The sequence below is a fragment of the Thermanaerosceptrum fracticalcis genome, assembly GCF_000746025.2.
GTDB classification, from domain to species: Bacteria; Bacillota; Peptococcia; order DRI-13; family DRI-13; genus Thermanaerosceptrum; species Thermanaerosceptrum fracticalcis.
The window spans coordinates 301,900-317,494 of record NZ_CP045798.1; the positions used below are offsets into that span (position 1 = coordinate 301,900).

The window sequence follows — 15,595 nt, forward strand, 5'->3', positions numbered from 1 at the left end:
ACTGAATTATATATTTCGCTAAAAGATACTCCCCTGGCCAGAGCTTTCCTGCTGATTAAGGTACAGGCTCCCAGACCGCCTACTTTATAAGTGCCCGGTTGGGCGAGGAGCTGGAGAAAATCCATAGTTCTTCTGTTAGCTTCTTCTTCACTCAGAGTTTCTCCTCTTAAAAGGTGATAGAGCCTGTACTGGTCGCCGACCCATACTTGAGGAAGGGGAATCATTTCCGGTTTCCATTTGGTCCAATAAACCTCGGATACAATATCTTTGTCTAAAGAAACCAGATGTCTGATGGTTTGGGGATGGAGATACAGATCACAGTCAACAAGAAAAAGGTAATCATAGCCCTCTTGGAGGGCTAGTTCAATAAATTTATTTTTATATGCGGCCACTTTCCAAATCAGGTCTTCCTGCCAGTGGTGTGTCATCTCATCGCAAACATAAGAATCACCCCCTCTGCCCGGAAAGATCCTGACATTACTTTTATTTTGGGAAAACTCCGTCAGTAAATCATGGTCATTATCATCATCAATAAAAGCGAAATCTAAGGCCAATCCCGTGGTGTCCACTAATTCCAGGGACTCCAGGAATTCCGCCAAAATTTCTTTTTTTTGCTTAACGGGACTTGCGACGAGAACCTTCATTGATCATACTCCTCCTGTAATAAGCCTGGGTATTGATTTTGCTTCGATGGGGAGGGATACCACAGGGGACAGAATTCATTAATGAGGAGAAACAAAATATCTTCTAATAGCATTTTTAGTTTACTGCTTAAGGGAAAATAGCTGCACTTATATTCTTTTTCCGCTACTTTCCCATAAAAAGCCAGTTCCTTTACAGCTGCGGTCAGGTATTCCCAAGACTCTGGCCTGTTGTAAAGGGGTTTAAGTTGAGGGAATAAGGCGTTACAGGCTTCACTTAACAAAATGAGTTCCTGATTAAAGGCGTTAAGGCAGACGAGATGATAAATAGTTAAAAGTAAAACTACCAGGGATAGAGAGATTTCACCATTCTGGACCAGTTTCTGCCAAATTTCGATTTTTCCCTCCACTGTGGTAAACTGGCAAAGTTTATCAAATTCCACCGCATATTTTTTTTTTTGGACTAGACCGAGAAGCTGGGTGAGAGGATAGAGTAGATGGGGGGCTTTAACTAAGGCCGCTAAATAATTGGTTTCTGCCTGGCTGTAATTTCCTGCTAAATTATGGGTATCCCCGAGAAAAGAGAGAAGTCGGGAAGAGGGGAGAACCTTGCTTCCCCCTAGGTGGAGGGTACTATTAAAATCGTCAATAGCTTCCTGGTATTTGGCCTGACTCAGATAGGCCAGGCCCCGCAGTAAGATAAGGTTAGGCTGGTTGGGTAAAATCTGCAAGGACTTTTCCACAAACCTAATAAGTGTTTCTGTTTTTCCCAATTTTAGATAACCCAGGGCTGTATTGAACAGGACGTCCTCAAAATAGCCCTCGTTCCCCTTAAGATAGGCCAGGGCCTTTTCCAGACAGGCCAGACCCTCCAAGACGTCGTTAGCCAGGTAGAATTCCAGGGCCAGGCAGTATAAAAGAAAGGGATCTTGGGGGTTATTCTCTAATTCCCTTTTAATGATCAGGGTATTACGGCTGTATTTGTCCTTCTCGCTAAGTTGAGTATCTAAATATCCGAAATGCTTGATAATCAAGGGTGCTTCAGCAAGCCCCTCATAACCTTTACTCCTGATAATGGAGGAGGCCACTTGTTCATGGATGGCCCCTTCAAACCGGTAAGCAGGTTTATTCCTGAATAATCTCACCACCTGGTCCCAGGCTATTTCTTCACCGGCACCCAGGTAACTTTTGATGGTAAGAAAGTATCCCTCCACCTGGGGTACAGCAAGCAATCGCTGAAAATCCTGGACATCAATGTTATCCAGTTCTTCGTCGGCATCCAGGAACAAAATCCAGTCACAGGCGGCCTGTTCCAGGGCAAAATTTCTGGCCTGGGAAAAATCTCCCGTCCAGGTGAAAGTAAATATTTTGGCCCCTGCTTCCCGGGCCAGTCTAATCGTCTCATCAGAGGAGCCCGTATCTACCACAATTATTTCGTCCACCAGGTGTTTTACACTGTTAAGACAAGACAAAATAAAATATTCTTCATTTTTGACAATCAGGCATAAGCTTACGGTTGGTTTATTCATACCTTTGTACCACCACATCCGAATTTGTATTCTACGAGATTGTGGAGGTCAGAGGATTTATCCTGGTAATGTTCCACCAAACGCAAATAGCCCTCGGGGGAAATATTTTTTAGGAATATTTCCAGGCCTTGGCGCAGTTTCCAGTAGTGAAGACACTGCCGCAGCCGGGGATCCGGTAAGCAGCAACTGCTTTCGTTGAGAAGTTCCAGAACAGGTTTCAGCACATCCATCCCCCTTATTTTCTGAGGGGGGGTGATCATTTCATCCCGTTCCAGGAAACGTATGAGGTTTAAAAGGACATAGCCATGGCATCTGGTCTGATGATTTTTCCATAATTCAAGGGCCAGAATTCTAGCTTCCGGAAAACTTCCTCCCAGGAGGAAAGCAATGGTACGCTGCAGTTGCGCCTGGGTATAAAAAGGACTCGTTGGGGAAATTTCACTTAAGTTTTGCAAGCCTGAGAGGAGCCTTCCTGAAAAAATACTGTATTTACCAAGGTAAAACTTTACTTCTTCATCTTTATTGCCCCTTATGTTACAGGATTCCAGGCACTCTATGGCCAGGGCCCTGAAACCCGCTTGAAAAAACAAATGAGCCACGGCTAAAGCCAGTTCCACATTATTAAGGTATTTATGTTCTTGAAAATACGCCAGGGTACGGTGGGCACCGTATTTGGTTAATAAGAGCACAAAAAGGTTATAAATGGGATAGATATATTTCTCATTAGCTTTCAGGGCCATGACGTAATAATCCACTGCTTTTTCTGTTTCCCCCAGCTTTTCCAGGCAGAAACCCAGGTGATAATAAGCCAGAAAACTTTCCGTTCCTGCCAGGTGACTGAAGAGAGGGGGCGGCGTTCCACACTTTACGGCCTGGGTGAACCATTTTATGGCAAGCTCATACTCTTCTTTTTCCTCAAAGAGATGGCCGGCTAAATAATAAATGTCGGTATATTCAGGGTATTTTAAGTCTGCCTCCAGACACAGGCAAATGGCCTCATCCAGCCTGCCCAGGCTTTGCAAACACACAAGCAAATACCGCAGGGCAGGTCCGCGAAAGAGCAGGTATTCATCGGTAAGGTTGTTATAGGCACTCTTGAAATAGGAGAGGGCCTGGGCCGGTTTGCCCAGCATCAGCCACTCCACACCAAGATAATACTGTAAAAAATTGTTGTGCGGATCTTCAGCCAAGGCTTGTTTTAAGAGAGCCAGGTTTCTTCCCCGTTTACGGTTACGTTCTTTTGCTGGCAGGAGCTTATGGTTGATGACAGGACTTTCAGCGATCCCTACCGCATTTTTGGGGGGAACGATAACCTGTTCATGAATCTTTCCTTTAAAACGATAGGAACCATTGTTTTTAAAAAGGCGCAGTACAAAAAAACGGTTATACACACCGGTGAAGTCAGTCGTAGGATTGTTAAGCGGCAGGAGGTAGGCTTCAGTTGCTTTGTCCCTGCTGACCAATGACTTCAGCTCATCACTTGCACAAAGCAATTCTTCATCGGCATCAAGGTAAATGATCCACTCTCCCTTAGCTTTATCCAGGGCAAAATTGCGGGCGGCGCTGAAATCTCCCTGCCAGGGATAGAAATAAATTTTATCTGTAAAACTCCGGGCAATCTCCACTGTATTATCGGTGGAACCTGTATCGACAATAACGATTTCGTCCACCTGCTTATAGACGCTGTTAAGACAGTTTTCAATATTGGCTGCTTCATTCCTGACGATCATAGTCAGGGTAATTGTGTTATTCATCAGGTAACCGGGGCCTCCTTCAATAATTTTTGAAAAACATCGACCTCGGGATATTTTAGAAGGGCCTCCTCTAAAATCATTCTCCGCTTTTTCTCGTATAACTGAATTAATCTAAGATAATAGCGGGGTTGGTCGGGGTCAATCTCCTGGGCATAGCGGTAATGCTCCTCGGCCTCAAGGAATTTTCCCCTTTCGTGATAGATCTCTGCCAGGAGAAAATGAGCCTCTCCATCCTGTCTTATTGTTAAATATTCTTTTAGATAGAGAGCCGCCTCTTCTTCATAGCCATAGTCATAAAAGAGCTGGGCTATGCTCTTGCTGTGCAGTGTTCGAATACTGGGGTTCAAACATTTTAAAAAGTGTTGAGCTTTCTCTGTTTCCTTGAGGGCCAGGAGTCTTTTTACAATGTCCAGTAAGAGGGCCATACCATCTGATCCCAAAGTTATTGCTGAAAGATTTGTATTGGTGAAAAGGTTTACAACTTTTTGTGTATCTTCTGCTAATCCCAGAGCAGAAAGTTCAGCTGCCAGGGACAGAACTTTGCGCTTACTGTTCTGGAGCCAGAAACAAATCAGTTTGTTGAATTTGGCCAGGGGATATAAGTGACTCTCGGGAGTATAAGTATCCAGAATTCTCAGTGATTCCAGATAGCGGCGTTCTTGGGCCAGACAGATGGCTTTCCATAAAAGGGTTTCAGGTGAGAGGGGCTCCGTCCTCTCCGCTCTTAATAAATAATCGAGGGCCAGGCCGTAAGCCCCCTGGTGGAAGTATATTTCGCCCATTACCAGAATGGCCCTGGCATTGGAAAAGTCAAATACTTTTTCCAGGGATACTTTAGAATATTCCGGATTAAGGCGTGGATTTAGAATTTGCACTATCCTTTCCAGGGCCGGCCTAAAGTAGGGATTATCACGTAAGCTGGTAATGTAAAATTTAAGACTCTCCTCATAATCAAGAAAGGTTTCGGCTATTTTAGCCAGGTGATAGTAAGCCCGAAATCCCCTGACACCTCCGAAGGAGGCGTACTGGGCAGGCTGTTCCGGCATGGAGGCCGCTTTGAGTAAATATTCCTGGGCTAACTTATATTTTTTTAGATCCAGGTAGAGAAGACCCGCGTAATAGTACAAATCGGCATAATTGGGGAATAGCTTAAGACCCAGGAGCGCCGCATGAAGGGCTTTTTCAGGTTCCAAGGCTGACTGATGGGCTAACACGATATAGCGTATCAATTTGGGAAAATATACGGTATTAGGATCAAGGTTATTGGCAGCCTGGGTTAGCTGGAAGGCAGCTTCCGTATAGCGTTCGGCACGAAACAGTTCCACACCATAGTGATACCGTAATAAAAAGTCCTGGGGTCTTTCCTGAAGTTCTTTCTCGATTAAGTTGAGATTCCTATTTTTTTTATCTTTTTCCTTGATTTGTTTGTCTAAATAACCGTAATGCAGGATAACCAGGTCTTCGGCCAGGCGGTAGCTGGCCTTGGCGTTTTTCTCCAGGATAACGTCGGCGATTTGTTCATGAATAGCTCCACGGAACCTGTATTCCGGGCGGTTTCTAAAGAGGCGAAAAACCAAATCTGGGCAGGTTTCCACCCAGCCCTCGTTTCCCAGATAATTAATAATCTTAACGAGATAACCTTCCACATCGTCGATAGAGGTTAACCTTCTTAGGATTTCTGCGCAGCCTGCCGCTAATTCCTCATCGCAGTCCAGATAGAGGATCCAGTCCCCAGTGGCCTGATCCAGGGAAACATTACGGGCATCGGCAAAGCTGCCATTCCAAAGGAAGGTGTAAACTTTAGCACCGAATTCGCGGGCTATTTCACAGGTATTGTCAGTGGACCCCGTATCCACCACAATGATTTCATCAACGGCTCCGGCCGCACTTGTAAGACACCGGCGCAAATTCTCCGTCTCATTTTTGGCAATAATGCACAAACTAATTCTTGTCTTCATAATATTCTGCCAAACTCCTCATGGTTAAGTTTTATCTAAATGTAGCAAAGGCTGCTAGTGTAATTTTTACAACGAAGGTATGTACCAATATCTATCTTATTTCATATTATATTATGAGCCCTAAACCAAATTAGTTCATAGGGAAAGGAGTGAAACTTATGCCTAACTTTAAAGTATTCCAAGACGATCCAGACCAGGCACGGGTGAAAATATACGGCGGTAATGACGTTGCCTTCAATACAGATTCCTCAGGTAATTTGGCAATCACCTCAACGGGTCTGGCTATTACCCCACCGGCCAACGGTCTCTCTATTACCAGTACGGGCCTGGCCATCACTGCTCCGGCCAACGGGCTTACAGTGACGGCACCGGCTTCCGGCCTTTCCATAACCCCGCCTAGCGGAGGATTATCCATCACCCCACCGGCCAACGGTCTTTCCATTACCAGTACGGGCCTGGCCATCACGGCTCCGGCTAACGGGCTGACCGTAACGGCCCCGGCCGAAGGCCTTTCCATAACCCCGCCTAGCGGAGGATTATCCATCACCCCACCGACCAACGGTCTCTCCATTACCAGTACGGGCCTGGCCATTACTGCTCCGGCTAACGGGCTTACAGTGACGGCGCCGGCTTCCGGCCTGGCTATCACACCACCGGCCAACGGTTTAGCCATTACCAGTACAGGTCTGGCCATTACTGCTCCGGCTAACGGGCTTACAGTGACGGCGCCGGCTTCCGGCCTGGCTATCACACCACCGGCCAACGGTATTCTCATCACTACCACAGGTTTGGCCGTGGCCACGGGGACTACCGATGTCTCAGCAACCAGGGCTAACATCATTGATACGGCAGGGACTCCTGACGAAACCTATACCGTTTTAGGCCTGAAGACCTGGACTTTCGGTGTGGTCAATGCCTCTACAGCAGCCAATGCCCAGGCCCTGGTCAAACTACAGATCAGTCCTAATGGGACCACCTGGCAGGACGAAGTGGGACCAGTCACCATTAACCAGAATGGGCTGTCAACTTTTGTTGCTAACGTGTTTTTGAAATATGCCCGTATATACTACAGCGCCGTAAACGCAGCCAGTGCCGTAACTCTCAATATCTTTTTCCAAGGCCAGTCCAACTAATGTTTCGTCCAAGCACCTGATTTCCCACCAAGTCATAAATTAATAGTACGAAACTTATGAACCTGGCAGGGGGACAGTATGGATAAGCAAGGAAAACTAGAAAAAGATCTTATAAAATACGTCCACAACACTGTTCCCCGCCAGGAAATTGTCTGTATTTCCGCGGATTTAGTTCTTGACAGCCGTTACAGGGATATTTTTAAGGAGTATACTTTTGACGTTCCTTTTTTTCTCACGGAAGATTGCGCTGCCGTCCATTGTACACCCCTGGAGGGAACTGAAAGAATTCTTTTATTAGGTAAGGAGCCTACAGTCCATAGGGGTATGTATAATGTTTCATTAGGTATCTTTAAGTCTTTTCTTTTTACGATTCACTGTGCTACGAAAACAATAGAGCTTACAAAAGAATTGTTTATCCCTGTATCATGTTCTCTGGCCCTGGGTCAGGCTGTTACTCCCAGGTTTGAGGCGCAAGTTTATTTAACCTACTCCAGCTGTATATTGGAGGGTGAAAGCAGAAATGCCTGGTTTTTCGGTCAACAGCCGGGCGAGCAGTTTGCTTTTGCCATGGCCTTAGGGGATGCTCACCCCTTCGTGTGTGTTGGTTCCCCCTCGGCCAGGGTTGGGGCTTGCCATGATGCAGGTAAAATAACGGTGTTTTCTATTCCGGATGGCGTCAAGCTCTACGAAGTTTCCGGAACAGCACAGGATGATGACTTCGGGTTTGCCCTAGATACCGGTTATGATTTAAACGGTGATGGATGGGATGATATCCTGGTAGGTGCTCCTTCAGCCAAGATCGGAAGCGCAGCGCGGGCAGGTTATGTCCGCGTTCTTTCCGGTAAAGACGGGACTACTCTCTTAACGATAAATCATACGGAAGAGGAGGCCCAGTTTGGCTGGGCTGTTAGCTGGGCTGGTGATTTAGACGGAGACGGTGTTCCGGATTTTTTGGTAGCCGCTCCCCAGGCTTCTCCCGAAGGGAAAATTAATGCCGGAAGCGTCTTTGTCTATTCTGGAGCTTCCGGCAGCTTATTATATCGACTAGACGGCCAAAATCCAGGTGATGCTTTCGGGTATGCCTTAACAACCATAGGGGATGTTGATGGTGACGGGATACCTGACTTGGCCATAGGTGCCCCTTTGGCTTCCCCGTCGGGTTTATACCAGGCAGGTGAGATCTATGTCTATTCCGGTGCTGCCGGTTCCTTAATCTATAAAATAGAAGGTACGGAATTTAACGCAGGTTTAGGTTTTTCTCTAAAGGCCCTTCCTGACATAAATGGTGATGGCATTCCTGAGATTTTAGCCGGCGCTCCTGGAAGCTCACCCGGGGGAAGAAGTGAAGCCGGTTCAGCCTATATCTTTTCTAGCCTGGATGGGAGCCAACTCCTGCATTTTGCGGGCCCTGTAAGCGGGGAAGAGGTGGGAATAGCAGTAACTCCCGTGGGAGACTTGGACAACGATGGTCAACCTGACTTGGCCCTGGGTGCTCCCAGTGCCTCCCCTCATAATAAACGTTTTGCGGGTAAGGTTTATCTGATCTCTAGTCGCACCGGGCAAATACTACAGGTACTGGAGGGTCAAGAAAGCTGGAACCAGTTTGGCTGGTCTGTTGCCGGCAGCAGCCTCTTGAATGCTAATAGTATACTGTTTATCGGGTCTCCCGGTAATGATGCCTTATATATGTATCAGGGTAAGAGGCATATTATGCGGTGTGAAATGCATCTGTGTATCACTCTATCCGTCCTACAGAAAAGGGAGATTTTAATTCCTGCCATGCTGTGACTCACCGCTATCCGACTTCCTACATCCGCCATCAGTGACCAGACCAGACTAAAGGGACTCCGTCCCTTAACACCCCCTAATCAATAATTTATAATTCCTGATATATTAAAAAAAGCCCACACTTTGTGGGCTTTGTAGATAGTCTGACTACACTGCCGTATTGAGCAGTGTACTTTTTAGTGGGCTTTTTTTGCACAGGATTTTGAAGGAAGAGAAGGTTAGAAGCACTGAGCCGGCGGCGTAGGTGGGCAAACACCGGGGATAGTAACACAGGGAGCCGGTACGCAGAAACCGTAGCTGGGAACCAGCAGCTGGACAGTGAGGATGCACTTGATAACCAGGCAGACCTGGAGGGTGCAGGTAACGGTGATGGATTCGAGGTTGACAGCACTGACAATACAGCTGCAGAAGAGCAGGGTGCTTTCACTGCAATCGGGAGAAACACCTTCGGGGCAGCACAGGGTGACTGTTTTGGTGAAATTAAACACCCTGTCAACGGTTTCGGTAGGATTATTGGGGTTCGTAAGGGTGATGGGGACGGAAACCAAGATGGTGATGGTGAAGAATCCACCGCCAGCGGAGACCCGGGAAACCTCTGTACAGGTAATACTACTACCCGGAGTGAGTTGACAGGGGGTGATAGTACCTACAGCAAAAGGTCCTGTGGTAAACTCGGTTAATCTGGATATAGTGGTATCCCGGGAAAGATCGTGGATTTGGAAGCAGCTGTCGTATACTTTGTCTACGACAATACATTCAATCCTCGTTGGGGGTGGGCAGCCTTCAGGTGGGCATACGCCCGGGGTTACTTCCTGTGCAATTTTTGCGGTCTTATCAAGCATCTAATATTTCCTCCTTTCATAAACATAAGGTTTATGTCTAATGTATTGTATTAGTGAGTCTTTAAAGTTGTTACAGTCATTAGGGGTAAAAAGTTAAAAAGTAGGTTTTCGCTAAGCAGTCATAGGAAGAAAGGGTAATGTATAGTATTAAATAAATAGCATGGTTGGGGAATTGGAGTAAGTAAAGGGTGGGGATGAGGGTTGGAAAAACTAATCGTATCAGGTGACCAAGATATCTGGTATTTATCTGGAAGGCCCCAGGGTTTATCCTTAAGTCTCTTGCTCGCTACCAAACCTGTAGAGAATGTATCCCTCTCGGAAGTGGCGCTTGACAGGGCGGGTAATCCCCATTTACTCCTGGAAAAGAAAGGTGAAACTGAGTATTACTATTGGAACGGGAGTTCTTGGTCCGTAGGGGCAAAGCCCCTGCTCTCTTGTCCAGGTCATTTCTTTCTGGCTTTTAGAGATAACAGGGAACTTCACCTCCTGGTAAATCATCAGGAAGGGACGCCGAGAGATTTTACTCACCTTTATTTAAAGGAAAATATTTGGTATCAGGAAGAGATACCCCTCATTCCCAGAGGAGCCAAGATTCGATCTTTTTTTAATTGGCCGAAAGACGGCCTGACACTTATTTATAAACTTGAAGCCCCCCTAGAAAATGGCCTCGGAATAGTTCATTATGATGGTCAATGGAAGAATCCCCGGAAATTAAATCTCGGGGGGGGGAGGCTTTTAAACTGTTATCCCCATACCGATGCTTTATTGCTCTTAGCAGGGGAAGGGACTTTGGAGGGATGCATTTTTGTGATTTATACTGTTCCTTTGGCAGAACCAGAAAATTCCCGTCGGCATGTTTTGGGAAGAGTCAAAGGTTGTGAGGGGGCCCCTTGTATTTTCTTTAGCAGAAAAGGTGTTCTAAATATCTGTTGGAATTACCGGGGACGAATTTATCTGGCAAATGTGGATGCAAAAACTTTTGACCTGTTAAATCTAATAGAAAGCGATATCTTTTATCCTGCAGAATTCATGTCTCTTACGGGTCCGGGAAACTTACCGGGTTTGCTTGCCCTAAAAAAAATCCACGGAACCACCTTAGACTTTCCCGCAGTGATGACGGTGGAAACCTTAGAAATGATGATCAAAGGGAGAAGTATAGCCAGTAGTGATAATATGGCCAGGGGAAAGATGAAGTGTTATCGTAAGTCGCAAAATGTCAGACCTTCCAGGTCTTAGTTGCAACTCCTTCAACTCCGTTGAATGTAGTGATAACCTAACTGGGCAATGGTATAGGTGATGGTTTGTAAGCTAACTTGGCCCGGATTAAAAGCGACCACTAACTTTTTCTGGTGGAGGATAGGTTTTGCACTAGTTACCCCTTCTAAGGCGAGCAGGGCAGAAGTGAGTTTATCTTTATCCTGCTCATTGTGCATATCGGTAACAGTAATGGTGACAGGGAACTCTCTTCTCATCTGGGCATATAGTTTAGCGCTGGGCATTTTGGAGGCTTCAGGATCAAATAACCTTTTCTCCATGAGATTGTCAACGGTTTCCTTATACCAGCTCATACTTTCATTTGCTCCTTTCTTACAGGCACCAGCCTGTTCTTGATCATTTTCACCCGCCCTCTCTGACAAAAGTGAGGCCCTTTTGCTGAAGAAGATAATCAATAAAGCTTGGGCTGATCAGGGTTGGGTTGAAACTAATCCTGACAGCATTTTGGGGTTTTTCCAGGATAGCAATTTCTTTGACTAGAGGATAGACTGCCTCCACTAACAATTGTTTCTTCTCCTGCTCTGCCAAATTATTAATGATATAAAGGACTTCAGCATGCTGGCTTAAGTCGATATTTTCACCCCGGGCATCTATCCATAAACGTGTCTGGGGTAATTTCATCTAACCCCTCCTTTACCTTTTTTCTTTGTATACTATTCTTTAGGGCCTTTAGTTGTTCATAAGGAAAAGCTTTTTACCAAAAAACAACAGGTGCGTAAAATTACACAAAACTGGGAGTATAAAGACTTGTACCGGGTTTTGGTTGGATTAAATCAACTAACAACCTGCATTTAAGGTGTTGTTTTAGGTTGCAAGTGCAAAGTATATTAGAGTTATCACCGCTTAGGAGGAAAAAATATGAACAAAAAACTTGTCAAAACTCTAGCCGTCTTAGGGATTTCCGCTTTACTGACTTCCCAGTTATTCGTACAAGAAGCCTATGCTTCCTGGGGGGCCGCCAGATTACGTGACTTACAAGGTACAACTACCGCCCAGCCTGCCCCAAGTACGCCGACTAGTCCTACTACACCGAGTACAGGCAGCACTACTTCTGCTACACCGGGCACTCCAACGGTCACAACACCTGCCTCTACGCCTTCTTCACCGGCAGCACCTTCCCCTGTAGAACAAGGGAGTATGAACGCGGAAGAACAGTTAATGTTGAAGTTGATAAACGAAGAAAGAAGTAAAAATGGGCTGAAACCCTTGGCGCCTATGGCTAAACTCAATGAATTGGCCCGTCTTAAGAGTATAGATATTATTAAAAAGAACTACTTTTCCCATACCTCTCCCACTTATGGTTCATTTGCCAAGATGGTTTATGATGCCGGCATCAGGTTTCGCTCCGTGGGGGAGAACTTAGCGAAAGCCCGTAATGCTCAACATGCTTTTAGCCTTTTGATGGCCAGTTCCGGGCATCGAGCCAACATTTTGAATCCCAACTTTACCCATGTTGGTCTCGGTGTAGTACCCGATAAATATGGCGTTGTGGTAACGCAGCTTTTTATTATGCAATAGTTGAAAGAAACAGAAAACCTGGCGAGGAGGCCAGGTTTTTTTTATGACATATTTCCATAAAGAGCATATAGTGATAGTAGTAAAATTGTGAAGGAGGGAGAATCACATGTTTAATGTCTACGTGGCCGACCAGCTTTTAGCATCCTATCCAAAAAAGCAAGAGGCCTTTTTTCAGGCTTTTTGTGCCATACATAATATTTCTTACCGCTGTAACGAGGTGGGGGACTATATTTTATTTCCCCCCCTTAAAGGTATCCACTTGGTTATTTGCCCCCTGAACGATATCAATCAGGATCTCAACCAGGTGGTAAAAAGATTTGCCGATGGGTTAAAAGCCCAGGGAGCTCTGGTCTTGTTCAGCTCCTATAACTCTTTTCACAGTAAACTGATGAAAATGCTCAAGGTACAAATATTTCTAAGTTTTTCGAATCACGCTTGTCCAGAAAAGAAAGGAAAAGTTCGCTTCTTTTATTCCTTAAAACAGAAAGAGGAAAGTTTACAGGTAGTTGCTTCCATTATTAAATACCTGGCTCAACAGAAAGATCCTTTAGAGTATGAAATTCCGGGACTGTGGGATTTTGTCTTGAATTTCAAATACAACAAACTCTATCTGTCGGATGTGCCTTCCGTGTTAATGGAATTAGACCATGTGGACCTTACCGGAATAGATTATCTGGAAAAGGCCATTATTGACGGTTTATTGGATATGTACGGTAAGATACCTCTGGAAGATCAATTAGCCCTTTTAAAAGAGCTGGCCGGCAGTCTGGAGGAGAAAACGCCGGCAAAAGTGGAAAATGAGAAGGAGGAAGAAATAATCCACGAAGATATTGATCCCGTTGCAGTGGAAGAGATTATATTTAAGGAAGAAACTCTCTTAGAAGTTAATGAGGCAACGGTAGTGAAGGAAGAGGCAAACATAAAGGAAAAAGAAAACATAAATGAAGAGATTGAGCTACTGAATGCCGTTGAGATAATAAATAAATCAGAGGTAAAAGATGAACCGGAAGTAAAAGATCAACTACAACAGCAGGTTACTTCTGTTTCCGCAACAGAAGATAAGATAAATAAGGTGTCTCTCCCCGTGGCTAAAATTACTAACACAAATAAGAAACAAGCAGCTATGAGTGTCACTAAAAAAACTAAAAAGAAGTACAGGGGAAACCGGAGTCCCTTTTTATATCCGCCCGAAGATGGACCTGTCTTCCCCTTTGCTCCTCGAGCCAGAGAAGATTTTTATCAGCAGTCGTATATCTCTTTAAATACTTCTCTTCAGGATTATGTAAAAAGTACTTTTAGCCAGCAGGCAATGTCAGCACCTGAAATTCCCTGGCAAAAACCCCAGCAGCAGCAGGAAGTATATCGTTCTATTACGCCTAAAACCCATAATGCTCTGCTTGAATTGAAAAACCTGGCTGATACGGTCTGCCCCAAAGAGACTAGTCCGAAGGAGATACATGAAGATTTACCTGCTTCTTAAAAATATTACTTTGCTTTTATTAGGATAAAAAAATTTTTCCCTTTGTCCCCAAAGGGGTGTCCAATTTTTCTGGCAGGACATATGATGTAGTGGGGGGATGGTAATCCTCTCAATGCGGCAGATCACATCTAATTTTCCTCCTTAACGAAAGGCCCTTTAGGGGCCTTTCCAAATAGTGTATAGCAAAACCTTCCGTAGAGACGGAAGGTTTTTTCATAAGGTTCTTTATTAAGCAATGTCCCGTCCGGGAAAAAACAGGTTTGCCACCTAAATGAACAATTTTATCAATTAGAGCCTGGGAACATTTTACTTCAACCAGGGCAGTAGACCCGGGGTAGCGGAGAATTTCTCCATCTTGCCACCGGCGGTTTCTTTGGGTAACCTTCTAGAACCTATGGGGAGAGATACAGCCTCAGCTTTAGGGTACGCCCTGGAGTGGCTGTCAGAGATTTAAGCCGATGCCATACTTATCACTTTTCCTGCTGACCACTATGTGGCCGCTGAAGAAAAATGGACTCAGGCTCTTACAGGCTCCTTTGACCGTAAAAAACTTTGTAGAAAAACCTGATATTTTTACGGCAGTAAAACTTCTGGCGGAAGGAAATTATTTCTGGAATAGCGGCATGTTATTGAAATCCCTGCATATCACAGAGTTTTACCATCCTATTTCACTATATAAGCATAATGATGAGTACGCAAAAATAAATTTGAAGAAATTGTGGTAGAGGGTCAGCCCTGGACCTTTATCTTTCTGATTTGAAGAAGATTAATTTGATCAAAATCTCTCCTGTTTACATTTTTTTTGTCACCTCCCATTTTGGCTTGCCATAATATAAGGTAGATCTAGTGATTTTATGTGAAAGGAGAGATTATCATGTCAGCGGAGGCTAACACTACCAAATGCCCACCTTTTCCCCGTTTCATTTGTACACCGGTTATCATGGAAAAGGTTTGCGCCACAGGCACAAAGTGTTTTCACGATATTCATTATCTCTTTGAAACTGATACTGGACGACCTATACCGCCTGATGCCTGTCCTATCAACTGTGTAGTCAGCAATCTGGAAATAATAGGTGTTGATACTCCCGTTCCTCCAGGTGGTTTTCCACCGCGCCGGATAGGAGACTGTGTTATTTTCGTCGTTCGTTATAAAGTGCGTGTTTTCTTTGAATTTTTTGACTGCGTTACCAACAGTTTAGAGGTGGGCGTGGCGATGGGGGTATTTGAACGGGAACTGGCCGTACCGGTACGGGATATTGACGGCGGATGTGTTCTTTGTGCCCCTGAACAGACGGAAATTTGCATCAGACGCATTACTTTTGATTGTATCAGGGCGGTCTTGGTACCAAGGCCTGCTGGATTCCCACCCACGTTCCCGCCTTTTGCCATTGAAGTAACGGTAGAAAAGCAGTTCTTTGCCTTACAATCGGGGCGTTCCATAGTCTGCATCGCTTCTTGTCCCCTGGAGGAATGCATTGATTTGCCCTTCCCCGTACTGCCTGGTGAATGCATACCTTTTGAAAGACCTGCCCAATGCAAAAAATTCTGCCAGGAAACTGACCTGGAGCCTGGACGCTGTGCCCAGTGTCCGCCTCCCCAACCATAATAATTTTTACTGCAAACCAAACAGGGAAAAACCACCTCAGCGAGGTGGTTTTTCCTTAAGCCGAAAATCTT

13 protein-coding genes and 1 pseudogene are annotated in these 15,595 nt (G+C 45.2%); 7 read left to right on the forward strand and 7 right to left on the reverse strand.

The genetic code is table 11. The features are described from left to right. Window positions 1-5: 5 nt before the first annotated feature. From BR63_RS01635 to BR63_RS01650, 4 genes and pseudogenes are all read right to left on the reverse strand, one after another. Window positions 6-644 (reverse strand): annotated as a pseudogene (locus BR63_RS01635) (glycosyltransferase family protein); the annotation flags it as partial. Then, a complete protein-coding gene (locus tag BR63_RS01640) occupies window positions 641-2,170 on the reverse strand; it encodes a glycosyltransferase (RefSeq protein ID WP_051966014.1) in 1,530 nt (509 codons plus the stop codon). The gene BR63_RS01640 and the pseudogene BR63_RS01635, both read right to left, overlap by 4 nt. Further along, complete coding sequence (locus BR63_RS01645; RefSeq protein ID WP_034423953.1) at window positions 2,167-3,924, reverse strand: tetratricopeptide repeat-containing glycosyltransferase family 2 protein; 1,758 nt, start codon at window positions 3,922-3,924, stop codon at window positions 2,167-2,169. The genes BR63_RS01640 and BR63_RS01645 overlap by 4 nt, the downstream gene beginning before the upstream one ends. Further along, window positions 3,924-5,882, reverse strand: coding sequence for a glycosyltransferase (locus BR63_RS01650; protein ID WP_034423952.1), 1,959 nt, complete (start codon window positions 5,880-5,882; stop codon window positions 3,924-3,926). Before BR63_RS01650 ends, BR63_RS01645 begins: the two co-directional genes overlap by 1 nt. A 158-nt stretch (window positions 5,883-6,040) precedes the next feature. On the opposite strand from BR63_RS01650, the gene BR63_RS01655 reads away from it, so the two are divergent. Both BR63_RS01655 and BR63_RS01660 read left to right on the forward strand, forming a co-directional pair. Further along, on the forward strand, window positions 6,041-7,015 hold the full coding sequence (locus tag BR63_RS01655; RefSeq protein ID WP_187142796.1) for a DUF6385 domain-containing protein: 975 nt from the start codon (window positions 6,041-6,043) through the stop codon (window positions 7,013-7,015). A 78-nt stretch (window positions 7,016-7,093) separates the two neighbouring features. Further along, the gene (locus BR63_RS01660) at window positions 7,094-8,803 is read left to right on the forward strand and encodes a VCBS repeat-containing protein (RefSeq protein WP_034423947.1); all 1,710 of its coding nucleotides are present in this window, start codon (window positions 7,094-7,096) and stop codon (window positions 8,801-8,803) included. Window positions 8,804-9,021: 218 nt separating this feature from the next. Here the strand turns inward: BR63_RS01660 and BR63_RS01665 are convergent, their stop codons facing one another. Further along, window positions 9,022-9,645 carry a hypothetical protein gene (locus tag BR63_RS01665; RefSeq protein WP_034423944.1) on the reverse strand — a complete coding sequence of 208 codons (624 nt, stop codon included), beginning with the start codon at window positions 9,643-9,645 and terminating at the stop codon, window positions 9,022-9,024. A gap of 201 nt (window positions 9,646-9,846) precedes the next feature. Between BR63_RS01665 and BR63_RS01670 the strand changes: the two genes are divergently transcribed. Continuing rightward, window positions 9,847-10,881 carry a hypothetical protein gene (locus tag BR63_RS01670; RefSeq protein ID WP_034423941.1) on the forward strand — a complete coding sequence of 345 codons (1,035 nt, stop codon included), beginning with the start codon at window positions 9,847-9,849 and terminating at the stop codon, window positions 10,879-10,881. An 11-nt stretch (window positions 10,882-10,892) separates the two neighbouring features. Here BR63_RS01670 and BR63_RS01675 read toward each other — a convergent pair whose 3' ends face one another. Together BR63_RS01675 and BR63_RS01680 are read right to left on the reverse strand one after the other, a co-directional pair. Then, window positions 10,893-11,213, reverse strand: coding sequence for a heavy-metal-associated domain-containing protein (locus BR63_RS01675; protein ID WP_153802136.1), 321 nt, complete (start codon window positions 11,211-11,213; stop codon window positions 10,893-10,895). 49 nt (window positions 11,214-11,262) lie between these two features. After that, window positions 11,263-11,541: a hypothetical protein gene (locus BR63_RS01680; protein WP_034423936.1), complete on the reverse strand. Its 279-nt coding sequence runs from the start codon at window positions 11,539-11,541 to the stop codon at window positions 11,263-11,265. A 237-nt stretch (window positions 11,542-11,778) separates the two neighbouring features. On the opposite strand from BR63_RS01680, the gene BR63_RS01685 reads away from it, so the two are divergent. The 4 genes from BR63_RS01685 (at window position 11,779) to BR63_RS01700 (ending at window position 15,524) form a co-directional block, all read left to right on the forward strand. Beyond that, window positions 11,779-12,438, forward strand: a complete 660-nt coding sequence (locus BR63_RS01685) for a CAP domain-containing protein (protein WP_051966013.1) — start codon at window positions 11,779-11,781, stop codon at window positions 12,436-12,438. Between the two features lie 106 nt (window positions 12,439-12,544). Further along, the gene (locus BR63_RS01690) at window positions 12,545-13,918 is read left to right on the forward strand and encodes a hypothetical protein (protein ID WP_034423934.1); all 1,374 of its coding nucleotides are present in this window, start codon (window positions 12,545-12,547) and stop codon (window positions 13,916-13,918) included. Between the two features lie 491 nt (window positions 13,919-14,409). Then, a complete protein-coding gene (locus tag BR63_RS19920) occupies window positions 14,410-14,643 on the forward strand; it encodes a sugar phosphate nucleotidyltransferase (RefSeq protein WP_420825498.1) in 234 nt (77 codons plus the stop codon). A 149-nt stretch (window positions 14,644-14,792) separates the two neighbouring features. After that, window positions 14,793-15,524 carry a hypothetical protein gene (locus tag BR63_RS01700; protein WP_034423929.1) on the forward strand — a complete coding sequence of 244 codons (732 nt, stop codon included), beginning with the start codon at window positions 14,793-14,795 and terminating at the stop codon, window positions 15,522-15,524. Window positions 15,525-15,595: the final 71 nt, after the last annotated feature.

Excerpts from the sequence above, each read along its gene's own strand:
- BR63_RS01665 (WP_034423944.1), bottom strand. The coding sequence starts at position 9,645 with ATGCTTGATAAGACCGCAAAAATTGCACAGGAAGTAACCCCGGGCGTA.
- BR63_RS01650 (WP_034423952.1), bottom strand. The coding sequence starts at position 5,882 with ATGAAGACAAGAATTAGTTTGTGCATTATTGCCAAAAATGAGACGGAG.
- BR63_RS01655 (WP_187142796.1), top strand. The coding sequence starts at position 6,041 with ATGCCTAACTTTAAAGTATTCCAAGACGATCCAGACCAGGCACGGGTG.
- BR63_RS01645 (WP_034423953.1), bottom strand. The coding sequence starts at position 3,924 with ATGAATAACACAATTACCCTGACTATGATCGTCAGGAATGAAGCAGCC.
- BR63_RS01680 (WP_034423936.1), bottom strand. The coding sequence starts at position 11,541 with ATGAAATTACCCCAGACACGTTTATGGATAGATGCCCGGGGTGAAAAT.
- BR63_RS01675 (WP_153802136.1), bottom strand. The coding sequence starts at position 11,213 with ATGAGCTGGTATAAGGAAACCGTTGACAATCTCATGGAGAAAAGGTTA.
- BR63_RS19920 (WP_420825498.1), top strand. The coding sequence starts at position 14,410 with ATGTGGCCGCTGAAGAAAAATGGACTCAGGCTCTTACAGGCTCCTTTG.
- BR63_RS01640 (WP_051966014.1), bottom strand. The coding sequence starts at position 2,170 with ATGAATAAACCAACCGTAAGCTTATGCCTGATTGTCAAAAATGAAGAA.
- BR63_RS01660 (WP_034423947.1), top strand. The coding sequence starts at position 7,094 with ATGGATAAGCAAGGAAAACTAGAAAAAGATCTTATAAAATACGTCCAC.
- BR63_RS01685 (WP_051966013.1), top strand. The coding sequence starts at position 11,779 with ATGAACAAAAAACTTGTCAAAACTCTAGCCGTCTTAGGGATTTCCGCT.
- BR63_RS01690 (WP_034423934.1), top strand. The coding sequence starts at position 12,545 with ATGTTTAATGTCTACGTGGCCGACCAGCTTTTAGCATCCTATCCAAAA.
- BR63_RS01700 (WP_034423929.1), top strand. The coding sequence starts at position 14,793 with ATGTCAGCGGAGGCTAACACTACCAAATGCCCACCTTTTCCCCGTTTC.